The organism is Wolbachia endosymbiont of Cylisticus convexus, from assembly GCF_003344345.1.
The window spans coordinates 1-10,924 of record NZ_QPIP01000056.1 but is presented as its reverse complement, the minus strand read 5'-3'; the positions used below and the strand labels follow the sequence as shown (position 1 = coordinate 10,924).

The following is a 10,924-nucleotide window of genomic DNA, read 5'->3' as shown; positions in this document are numbered from 1 at the left end:
CATCAACTATGTTTTTTAAAATTTTTTGAATTTAGTCTTATTACAACTCTTATTTATAGTTTTGTATTCTTATTCAATTGAAAAACGTATTTTTGGCAATAAAAACCCTAGTTCATTACAGAAAGAAATTTATATCAAACAACTACCACTGCTTAGATCTTATGATTAATGAATATGTGCTTTAAATTTGTGTGGCGCGCATATTCATTAACCTATTTTCTTATGCAGATTTTAAAAATTTGCGTTAATTGCTTCTTTAAGCCTTGCATTAGCAATCACTATAATTTTGCGCATTAGAGCTGTTATGACTACCATCTTCTTTTTACCTCTACCAATGAGAGCAGAATAAAAAGCACCAAGTGCAGATTTAGTCCTTGAAGCAGCCATCGCAGATGTAAAAAGCTTTTCACGAACGTTCCTTCTGCCACCACTTATTCTGCGATAACCAATAGCTTTACCACTTTCTTTTGGATGCGGGGCAACTCCAGCAAGACTAGCAACTTCTTGCCTGCTTAAGTAGCCAAGTTCTGGCATCAAGCATACAAAATCTTGTGATAACTTTTTACCTATTCCTGGTACTGTTCTTATGATTTTTTGGCGCTTTTTTAACTCTGGATTCTCATCGATAATTTTTTGTATGGCATCATTGAGCTCATCTATTTGACTGTTAAAAAAGTCAATAGTTTTTTGGCAACTTTCTTTTATATAGTCGTTTTCAGGTGCTTTCAGTCTACATTTCTCTTGAGCTCTTATTTGTGTAAGGTCATCACGACGTTGACAAAGTGCAGCTAAGGCTGTTTGTTCTTTTGACATAGGCACAAATAGAGATAGAGTACTATAACGCTCAAATCCATATTGAGCAAGGGCTCTTGCATCTGATTGATCAGACTTTGCTAAAATTCCATGAGATAAGGTAAAGCTTTTTACTTTGCGAGTATTAGCTCGATGTACAGCAACATTCTTATCAACCAGAAAGTGTGCTAAGCCAAGCTCATATTTTCCTGTATTTTCCAAAGTTACAAAAGAATTAGGTAGAATATTTGAAAAATTTTGAAACAATTGTTGCCAACCAGCAGCATTATTATCAAACTTGATAGTGTTCTTTTGGTTGTGAACTGCAGCAACATTTTTAAATTTTCCGATATCAATGCCAATAAAATTTTGATAAGATGTAATCATAATAACCTCGATTAGTTTTAGTTAATTTAAGATTGTAAACGGGTGCATATGTATGTCCCACACAACTATTCAAACGTATCGAGAGATAGGGCTAGTGTACCTTGATGAGCACGGTTGTATAGCCATTATTCTAGCGGTCGCACACGCCCGTGATAACTCCATTCCTATAGTGAGTGGAGTTATCTTCCCTCTTATCTCCTTTATATCATATTTTTAACTTACAATATTCTACTGTTAATAGGAGTGGTTAAGAAAGAGGTAATTGAGTGGTTCATTATTCGTAAAAGCTATAATTTGGGGTAAGGTCAGTACAAGTGATTTATCGAAGGAGAGCTCAGTACATGTATAATTTAATCGATCATACCGTGTTGTTGGAAATACTGAGTGAAAACTTCTAAGATGAGCGTTTTATTCAACTAATTAATCAATTGCTAAAAACAGGTTATATGGACAATTCAAAGTATAATACGAGTCATAGTAGCATACCACAAGGTTCTATTATAAGATAGAGTCTTATCATTTTGAAAGTGTAATCGCTAACAATAAATTAACAGGTCAGTCCTAACTTTAATTTGTTTTAAGTTTAAAGTCTTTCATTAGGTTTGCAGAATACATTTCCTTATTATCTTGATTATAGAAAGTAAATTTGTGATCATCTAAACTTAATATTGCAAAGCCAAAGCCGAAAAAGTTTCTAACCTCGTGTGCTAAGTAATTTCTACCGTTTGGATAGTCAAATTCTACATTTTGATAAACAGGTTCTTGATCTTGAGCGTGTAATAATGCACCACCGTTTCCAACTATAATCTGGTCTGGAACATTATCCATTAATAAAATCTGGGCTATATGAATGTGACCAGAAACTATGGTAGTAACATTGCTTGGAAACTTATCTCCAAAAGCTTCGATTTGTGTAAGATTACCATGGCTTTTTAATGTCAAAAATTCTTTTTTTGGAGATCTCCAAAGCGGTTTATGAGTTAAAAACCACGTGGGCTTATCTTGTATCAATTTATCAAATTGTCTCTCAAAAGCATCAATTGTGCTTTGGGTTGTAAAAATGTCTTCACCGGATGAAGAATCAAAAATAAAAAATGTAATCGGTCCAGCATCTAAAGACCAACTAGAAACAAGATCTTCACATTTTTTAGGGGAAAAAGGGTATGAATCTAAGTATCTGAACCATCCTTCATAAGCTCTATTACAACTCTCATGATTTCCACGAACAAAAAGAAAAGGAGATTGTGTTAAAATATCTTTTGCAGGCTCAAACCAATCAGCGTACCACGCTTCTTTGCTATATCCATAAATATCGCCGCACTTTTGTGTGTTTCTACATTTTGTTTGTCTATAATGATAATCACCAACATGGATGATTAAATCTGGTTTATGAAAAGCAATTGAATCTAAATTTTTTTTTAAAGGCCAGCTATCTATAGAATTACATTCTTGCTGAAATAACATATTTATTCTACATCCTGTATCACCAATGAAAGCAATTTTACTGATCTTTTCCGCTAATACGGGAACCTTTATATTGTCAATACTAATGTTTTGAGCATTTGTTTCTACTATCAATTCACAAACTGTTTCGGTATTGTTGATTGAGCTGCGACTTAGCATTTCTACTTTCTTATCATCGACGTAAGCAATAGGACACATATTATTGTCTATAATTGCACGTATGCTTAATTTATTTTCTGGAATGACTTGAGACCATGTGTATAATATTTGTGCATGGACGAAATGAGGGCTAGTTATAAGAGCTAAAAAAATAAAGATATTAGCTATATTCATTTGTATAAAAACCTAAGTTAAAAATTAGTAGTAAGGTTATCTTAAATGATTAAAATTTATAATCACAAAATTCATAATCAAATTATATAGGTAATTTCTAAATTATTCTAGTATCAGATTGACACTCTAGATGAAAAATTCTAAAATGATTAAGTAATTTAAAATAATTATATAAAAACTAGAATATAGTGCGGCCGTGGTGGAATTGGTAGACACGCAGCGTTGAGGTCGCTGTGGCTCATAAGGCCTTGGAAGTTCAAGTCTTCTCGGCCGCACCAGTTTTTTATCGCTGTTTAATATGAGTAAAAATGTTTATAGAAAATCGGAATAGCAATAAGGTAGAAAGAGCTATCAGCGAAATTAGAAGTGGCCGGCCAATTGTAATATATGATGAAAGTAATTACCTATTGTTTGCTGCTGTTGAGGCTTTAGAAAGAGATTTATTTAATCAATACAAGCTTATATCAAGTAATGTATATGTTACTTTAACTTCAAGTAAGGTAAAATACATATCTCAAAATAAAGAACATAACAGCAAACGTCTGTTGGTGAATAATTTTGATGAACTACTCTATTTAATAAACTGTTCAAAGGAAGATTGCATAAAAGAGTTGCAATGCTCAAAGACAATAGATGAATGTGCTATTGCCTTGCTTAAATTCTCAGAATTATTGCCATACGCATTAGTGGCTGATATGACTTTTGAGAATAACCATGAAATGCAAAATTGGTGCGAGAAAAATGACGTTATTGCACTGGACACGTCATTCATAAATAATTTTCAAGAAAATCAGGATGTATATGAAGTGTGCAAAACATCATTATTTTTAAAACAGACTCAAGAAGTAGATATCATATCTTATAGAACCGAAAGTGGCGGAAGAGAACATCATGCAATCATCATTGGCAATCCAGATAAAGATGACGAACCATTAGTGAGAATTCATTCTTCGTGCTATACGGGTGACTTGTTAGATAGCTTATCATGCGATTGTAGAAGTCAGTTACATCAAGCAATTCAAATGATAGCTGATTTTGGAAGTGGTATTATATTGTATTTGATGCAAGATGGAAGAGGCATTGGTTTAACTAATAAGTTAAGAGCGTACAGTATGCAAAGAAGACATAATCTTGATACTGTTGATGCAAATAGAGTATTGGGTTTTGAAGATGATGAAAGAAGCTTTGCTGTTGCAGCTGAAATACTCAAGAAATTAGACATCAAAAAGATCCAATTACTTACAAATAACGGTAGGAAGTTATCGGAGTTGAAAAACAATGGTATAGAGGTTACAAAGTGTCTACCACTTATTATGGAACGTAATGAATATAATGATTCATATATGGAAACAAAATTTGGTAGGCTAGGCCATGGATTAAGGGTTTTTTAGTTTTTTTGTTATAATTACTTTGTTAATTTGCTATGCTCATTAATATAAGTTAAGATTTTTAAGAATGTTAAGATGCTAAGATTTTTTAAGCGAGAAAAAAATACTGAATCCTTAGATAAGGATATAAATTGGAATTCAAACCGCTACAGCACAGTTATTGCTCAAAGGAATATTCTACTTTTGTTTGCGTTAATATTATTAGTGGCAATTTCTGTAAGCATATTAGCTATATTTAAAATTAGCACAAGCAGCACTATTGAGCCATTCGTTATAGAAATTGACAAAAAGTCAGGAATAGTGCAATTGGTTGATCCTGTTACAGTAAAACAATATTCTGCGGATGAAGTATTAAACGGTTATTTTATTTCAGAGTATATAAAAGCAAGGGAGGTTTTTGACCCGTATAATTATAATTATAATTATTATACAAAGGTAAGGTTATTTTCTTCACCTAATGTATATAGTGAATTTAGAAATTATATAAAATCGCAGAGTATGCATGACCTTTTTAATTTACATTCAGATGCTAAAGGTGAGTTGAAAATTCATTCAATTCAAAAATTAGGTAATGATGCTCTTCAAGTGAGGTTTTCTATAAAATTTACACGAAAAGATGGAAGTTCCTCAAAGAAAAACAAGATAGTTGTGATGTCATATAAATATGCATCGCTTGAAATGAATGATCAGCAAAGATATATTAACCCGTTAGGGTTTCAAGTTATTTCATATAGAGTAGATGATGAATATGTGTAGGATATTGTTAGTTTTAGCTTTACTAATAAGTGGCAGTTTAAATGCATCTATTAATAATAAACCTATTTCTGTAGATAGTAGAATAAAGACTTTTGTATATAGCCCTAACGAGGTATTTACGGTAGTTTTTAGTCAAGGTTACTATTCTTATATTGAATTTGCAGAAGGGGAAAAAGTCAAGAATATCGCTGTTGGTGATGCATCAAGTTGGAAAATTAGCCCTTATGATAATAAACTGCTTGTCATGCCATTTGAAGTCAGTAGTCGCACTAACATGATTATTACAACAACTAAAAAAAGAAATTACATTTTTGATCTAATTTCAAGACCAAATTACGATAAATATTCATATACTGATGCTAAAAAAGTGGATCACGATTATTCCGTTGAAAAGGATATATCTTACGTAATACGTTTTTATTATCCTCAAGAAGAAGATGAATTTGATGTTGATTTAGATGAGGTTTCTTTACCTACTCAAATGCAATATACTACAGAAAATTCAGAAAAAATAATACAAGAAAATAATACGAGATACAATTATACATATATTGATGAAGGTAATAATGCAGATATAGTTCCGATTGAGTTATTTGATGATGGTTATTTAACCTATTTAAAATTTAGAAATAATAATAAAATTCCTCAGATTTTTATAGAAGAGAATGATAAACCCTGTAAAAGGCTGTTATTTAATGATTATGTTGTAATAAAAGGAGTGCATAAAAAGCTATTCATGCGTTATGAAGGTAGTGAAGTTGAAGTTATAAATAGGTCTCTTTAGCTGTGGTACATGCAATATGAATAAAGAAAGGCGTAACAATTCAGAAGATGAATCAGAAATAGAGAATAAGGTGGTAACGGTTGGCTCTAATCAAGGTCATAGGGCATTGATGATCATGGTTTTAGTGCTTCTGGCTGGTGGAGTGTATTATTTCTATTTTAGTCCTTCTCATAAAGAGGATTTAGGAGTTGTTAAAAAAGAGGAAATAAAGCAAAACGTTCAAGAATTAAAAGAAAAGTTGGAGCAGGTCCCAGATAATGTAATGGTTCCTGAAAGAATAATAACTGATCCCTTGCCACCCTTACCTCCTCTTCCTACTCCACAAATCATACCAGAAGTAAAACAAATTAAAAAAGAAGAAGTGACAAAAAAAGAAGAGCAACTAAAAGAAATTCCTGTGTCAAGTATACCTATTTTGCCAAAGCAAAATTTTCCTTCTAGCAATGTTATTAGTAATTTACCTACTTCATTCCCTACAATAGGAGGTGTAGGTTATCCTCGAGAAAGACGTAATACACAAATGTTAATAATTTCAGGTAGTAGTGGAGAGAACAAGGCTGCTGATGCTATTTTATCCGACACTTCAGCACAGTCGAGCAAAGCTACTAGAGTAGGAAAGCTTGGTTTAATGATTACTCAAGGTAAAATTATTGATGCTGTTCTTGAAACTGCAATAAACTCTGATCTACAAGGAATGCTGCGTGCTATGGTGAGTAGAGATGTTTATGCAGAGACTGGTGATACAGTTTTAATACCTAAAGGCTCAAGATTGATAGGTAGTTATTCATTTGACTCGAATGTTGCTAAATCTCGTGTAAATATAAATTGGAACAGAGTGATTATGCCACATGGAATAGATATTGCTATCTTATCACTTAGTACTGACGAGCTTGGTAGAGCAGGGATAGCAGGAATAGTTGATAATAAAATAGTAAGTGCATTATTCTCTTCAGTGGCACTTGCTGGTGTTTCAATTGGTTCGGCTGTTATAGGGCAAAAGGCCTCTAATCTTATTGATACGTTAACTCCTATGGATGCGGTGAGATCCATCACTGCAACTGAAATAGATATCTCTTCCCTTAAGGATATTATTGGTAAGAAGAGCATGTCTAATGAAGATGAAGAGAATGCAAAGAATGATAAGTGGAAACTTGGGCTTGGAGCTATTAGGAAAATTAAGAATGCGTCTAATGAAAAGAGCTTAGTTGAGACATTTAAGCAAGTAGTAAAAGACCTAAGCTTGGTCTCAATTGATAGTAGTAAGGTTGATGAAATAACTTTGGAAGATATAAAGGGATTATTGCGGAAACAAGGGAGCAAGTCCGTCTATGATGAAGCAATTGGAAAATCAATCGAGGATTTTTCTAAAGATATGCGGGATATAGTAGGCAGATACACAGATAAAAAACCAACTATTTATGTTGATCAAGGCACTGCATTGAAAGTATTTGTTAACCAAGATATAGTATTTCCTCCACAGGCAATATTAAATAATTGAGATGAACTATGCTGCACTTGAAACATATTTGGAGCCATTGCAAGGTATCTTTCAAGAGGAAGGCGTAAATGAAATATCAATAAATAAGCCTAAGGAAGTCTGGGTTGAAAATCGTGGTGAAATAAGATGCGAAAAGCTAGAAATATTTGATCTTAATCACTTAAAGTCTCTTGGCAGGCTGATTGCTCAAGCCACAGAACAAAAACTTAGCGAAGAAGCACCACTACTTTCAGCTACATTACCAAATGGTTATCGTATACAGATAGTCTTTCCACCAGCATGTGAGCCCGACAAAGTAGTTATGTCAATTCGTAAGCCCTCTAGCATGCAATTATCATTGGATGATTATGAAAAGATGGGAGCTTTTTCTGAAACTGTTATAGAAGTAATCGATGATCCAGTGAATCGTCATTTGAACTTGCTATTGAAACAAAAGAAAATAAAAGAATTTTTAGAATGTGCTGTAATAAATAAGAAAAATATTATAATCAGTGGTGGAACTTCTACCGGTAAGACCACTTTTACTAATGCTACTTTGCGTGCTATTCCATCTAAAGAAAGAATCATTACTGTTGAAGATGCGAGGGAGATAGTTTTGAACGATCACCCTAATAGAGTGCATCTGATTGCTTCTAAAGGAGGGCAAAGCAGAGCAAAAGTGACCACTCAGGATTTGATAGAGGCGTGTTTACGTTTAAGGCCAGATAGAATAATAGTTGGTGAGCTCCGTGGAGCGGAAGCTTTTAGCTTTCTTAGAGCAATAAATACTGGTCACCCAGGATCAATATCAACCCTTCATGCAGATAGTCCAGCAATGGCCCTTGAGCAAATAAAACTGATGGTCATGCAAGCAAATCTTGGCATTCCCCCAGATCAGATCATACCATACATCAGAAATGTAATCGATACTGTTATTCAGCTAAAAAGAACTTGTGGGGGCAGAAGAATCGTTTCTGAGGTATTATTTACTAGATCTTCAAATGAAAATGCTTAAATTTATACGTAAGTTAAGAAAAAGTAGTTTATGAGTAATGGAAATCACCTACGCAATATTCTCATAGGAGGTGTGGTATCTTTTAGCATACTTGAATTTTGCTTCTATTTGTCTGGTATATTATTCTACTTGTTTGTTGACGGTCCAGATAGTGTGGATTTTAGAGCAATTAACCCTAGCTTGACGCCTTTTCCTCAAGCTCTCTGGCCGACAATTTTTGATCATATACAATATTGCTGGCATCATCCAGAGTTATATAGCCTTGAGCTCAAAATTAAATTAATTGTATCTTCTGCACTGCCTATAATTGTTTTGATGATTATTTTATGGAATGTGAGAGAAAGATTAATTGAGTGGCGACCATTTAAAAGGAAAGAATCACTTCATGGAGATTCACAGTGGGCATCAGAGAAAGACTTGCGAAAAGCAGGATTAAGAAGCAAAAAAGGGCTATTGCTCGGTAAAGATAAGAGAGGATATTTTATTGCTGATGGGTTTCAGCATGCATTGCTCTTTGCGCCTACAGGTTCTGGTAAAGGTGTTGGTTTTGTGATTCCTAATTTATTATTTTGGACTGACTCGGTAATTGTGCACGACATAAAATTAGAAAACTATGAAATAACAAGTGGTTGGCGAGAACGACAAGGGCAAAAAGTATATGTATGGAATCCAGCGCAGCCAGATGGAGTAAGCCATTGTTATAATCCACTGGAATGGATTAGTGAAAAACCTGGACAGATGGTTGATGATGTGCAAAAAATAGCTAACCTAATTATGCCTGAACAAGATTTTTGGCAAAACGAAGCAAGAAGCTTATTTGTTGGGGTGGTACTATATTTACTTGCTGCACCAGAGAAAGTTAAATCTTTTGGTGAGGTTGTGCGTACGATGCGTAGCGATGACGTAGTTTACAATCTTGCTGTAGTTTTGGACACAATGGGTAAAATAATACATCCGGTAGCGTATATGAACATTGCAGCTTTTTTGCAAAAGGCTGACAAAGAAAGATCAGGTGTTGTGTCAACTATGAACTCGTCGCTTGAATTGTGGGCAAACCCATTGATCGATACTGCAACTGCATCAAGTGATTTTAATATTTTGGATTTTAAAAAGAAGAAAACTACAGTTTATGTTGGTTTAACTCCTGATAACTTAACTAGGCTCAGGCCTTTAATGCAGGTTTTTTACCAACAGGCAACTGAGTTTTTATGTAGAAAATTGCCATCGGATGACGAGCCTTACGGCGTATTATTTTTAATGGATGAGTTTCCAACACTTGGAAAAATGGAGCAATTTCAAACGGGCATCGCATACTTTCGTGGCTATCGAGTAAGGTTATTTTTAATTGTTCAAGATACTGAACAGCTTAAAGGAATATATGAAGAAGCAGGAATGAACTCCTTTTTATCAAACTCAACCTATAGAATAACTTTTGCAGCCAATAATATTGAAACGGCTAATTTGATATCTCAGCTTATAGGAAACAAAACTGTACAACAAGAATCATTAAACAAACCTAAATTTTTAGACTTGAATCCTGCATCAAGATCATTGCATATCTCTGAAACACAGAGAGCATTGCTCTTACCTCAAGAAATTATTATGCTGCCACGTGATGATCAGATAATTTTGATAGAATCGACTTATCCAATTAAGTCAAAGAAAATTTTGTACTATAGTGATAGCACATTCACAAGAAGGCTAATTAAACCAACACGTGTGCCTACACAAGAGCCATATGATCCAAACAAGGTCTTTTCTGCTGCTAACAAAGATAAGATTAGTAATGAAGAAGAGAGTAATGCTATTGAAGCTGCTGATTATCCTGTTGAAGCTAAAACTGAAAATGCAATATATAATGAGCCAGAGGTCAACGATGAATTTGAGGACAAAGGTATTGGTGATAAATTTGAAGATGGTGATGGATTTGATGATGAAGAAGATGAGGATGAGTTTGATGACGAGGAAGAAGATGATGATGGGTTTGATGATAAAGGTGTGTCGTAGAGACATGAGAAGTGTTGAAGCTGCACAATAGAGGGAACGTTCAAAGAAGCATAGGCGTCAAGTTAAGGAAAAGTGGCATAAGAAAGAAGAGAAGCGGTAAAAATTATTTTAGATATTAAATGATAAAATTAGTAATTTATAGACTCTTTTAAAAAAATTATCTTATTTTAGATCAAGATTTCTTAAAAAATAAATATAATAAATAAACCTTAAATGGTTGCTATATTGGGCGTATTCTCTTAACTTGACGCGTATGGTTCAAAGAAGTGTGTCAAACCGAAGAAAAAGTAATAAATTGATAAAAAAATGGAGGTTTGACATGAGTCAAAAAATAGCAAATAGAACTGCCGGGTTGGTAGATTATAAAGAATTAGAAACCTGTCGTCTATACGAGAAGGAAGACCACTAACAGGAAGAGACGGAGCATTAACACCATTTATAAAAAAGCTGCTGGAAGCGAGTCTGGAAGGTGAAATAGAAAGCCACTTGTTAGCTGAAAGCGAAGAAAACAACCGAAGAAA

Annotated in this window: 8 protein-coding genes and 1 tRNA gene; 7 read left to right on the top strand and 2 right to left on the bottom strand. The window is 33.8% G+C overall.

Translation table 11 applies throughout. The features are described from left to right. Positions 1 to 231: 231 nt before the first annotated feature. Together Wcon_RS06370 and Wcon_RS06365 are read right to left on the bottom strand one after the other, a co-directional pair. A complete protein-coding gene (locus Wcon_RS06370; RefSeq protein ID WP_063630491.1) occupies positions 232 to 1,179 on the bottom strand; it encodes an IS110 family RNA-guided transposase in 948 nt (315 codons plus the stop codon). 567 nt (positions 1,180 to 1,746) lie between these two features. Continuing rightward, a complete protein-coding gene (locus tag Wcon_RS06365) occupies positions 1,747 to 2,976 on the bottom strand; it encodes a metallophosphoesterase family protein (protein ID WP_114517618.1) in 1,230 nt (409 codons plus the stop codon). Between the two features lie 190 nt (positions 2,977 to 3,166). On the opposite strand from Wcon_RS06365, the gene Wcon_RS06360 reads away from it, so the two are divergent. The 7 genes from Wcon_RS06360 (at position 3,167) to Wcon_RS06330 (ending at position 10,403) form a co-directional block, all read left to right on the top strand. Then, positions 3,167 to 3,254, top strand: a tRNA-Leu gene (locus Wcon_RS06360). Between the two features lie 30 nt (positions 3,255 to 3,284). Next, on the top strand, positions 3,285 to 4,367 hold the full coding sequence (locus Wcon_RS06355) for a GTP cyclohydrolase II (RefSeq protein WP_114517617.1): 1,083 nt from the start codon (positions 3,285 to 3,287) through the stop codon (positions 4,365 to 4,367). Positions 4,368 to 4,439: 72 nt separating this feature from the next. Beyond that, positions 4,440 to 5,120, top strand: a complete 681-nt coding sequence (locus tag Wcon_RS06350; RefSeq protein WP_114517616.1) for a VirB8 family type IV secretion system protein — start codon at positions 4,440 to 4,442, stop codon at positions 5,118 to 5,120. Then, complete coding sequence (gene virB9, locus Wcon_RS06345; protein WP_179947495.1) at positions 5,107 to 5,904, top strand: P-type conjugative transfer protein VirB9; 798 nt, start codon at positions 5,107 to 5,109, stop codon at positions 5,902 to 5,904. The genes Wcon_RS06350 and virB9 overlap by 14 nt, the downstream gene beginning before the upstream one ends. A 16-nt stretch (positions 5,905 to 5,920) precedes the next feature. After that, complete coding sequence (locus Wcon_RS06340; protein ID WP_114517615.1) at positions 5,921 to 7,402, top strand: TraB/TrbI/VirB10 family type IV secretion system protein; 1,482 nt, start codon at positions 5,921 to 5,923, stop codon at positions 7,400 to 7,402. A gap of 1 nt (position 7,403) precedes the next feature. Continuing rightward, the gene (virB11, locus tag Wcon_RS06335) at positions 7,404 to 8,396 is read left to right on the top strand and encodes a P-type DNA transfer ATPase VirB11 (RefSeq protein WP_114517614.1); all 993 of its coding nucleotides are present in this window, start codon (positions 7,404 to 7,406) and stop codon (positions 8,394 to 8,396) included. A 30-nt stretch (positions 8,397 to 8,426) separates the two neighbouring features. Beyond that, positions 8,427 to 10,403, top strand: coding sequence for a type IV secretory system conjugative DNA transfer family protein (locus Wcon_RS06330; protein ID WP_114517613.1), 1,977 nt, complete (start codon positions 8,427 to 8,429; stop codon positions 10,401 to 10,403). Positions 10,404 to 10,924 lie beyond the last annotated feature (521 nt).

Excerpts from the sequence above, each read along its gene's own strand:
- Wcon_RS06370 (WP_063630491.1), bottom strand. The coding sequence starts at position 1,179 with ATGATTACATCTTATCAAAATTTTATTGGCATTGATATCGGAAAATTT.
- Wcon_RS06365 (WP_114517618.1), bottom strand. The coding sequence starts at position 2,976 with ATGAATATAGCTAATATCTTTATTTTTTTAGCTCTTATAACTAGCCCT.
- Wcon_RS06355 (WP_114517617.1), top strand. The coding sequence starts at position 3,285 with ATGTTTATAGAAAATCGGAATAGCAATAAGGTAGAAAGAGCTATCAGC.
- Wcon_RS06350 (WP_114517616.1), top strand. The coding sequence starts at position 4,440 with ATGCTAAGATTTTTTAAGCGAGAAAAAAATACTGAATCCTTAGATAAG.
- virB9 (WP_179947495.1), top strand. The coding sequence starts at position 5,107 with ATGAATATGTGTAGGATATTGTTAGTTTTAGCTTTACTAATAAGTGGC.
- Wcon_RS06340 (WP_114517615.1), top strand. The coding sequence starts at position 5,921 with ATGAATAAAGAAAGGCGTAACAATTCAGAAGATGAATCAGAAATAGAG.
- virB11 (WP_114517614.1), top strand. The coding sequence starts at position 7,404 with ATGAACTATGCTGCACTTGAAACATATTTGGAGCCATTGCAAGGTATC.
- Wcon_RS06330 (WP_114517613.1), top strand. The coding sequence starts at position 8,427 with ATGAGTAATGGAAATCACCTACGCAATATTCTCATAGGAGGTGTGGTA.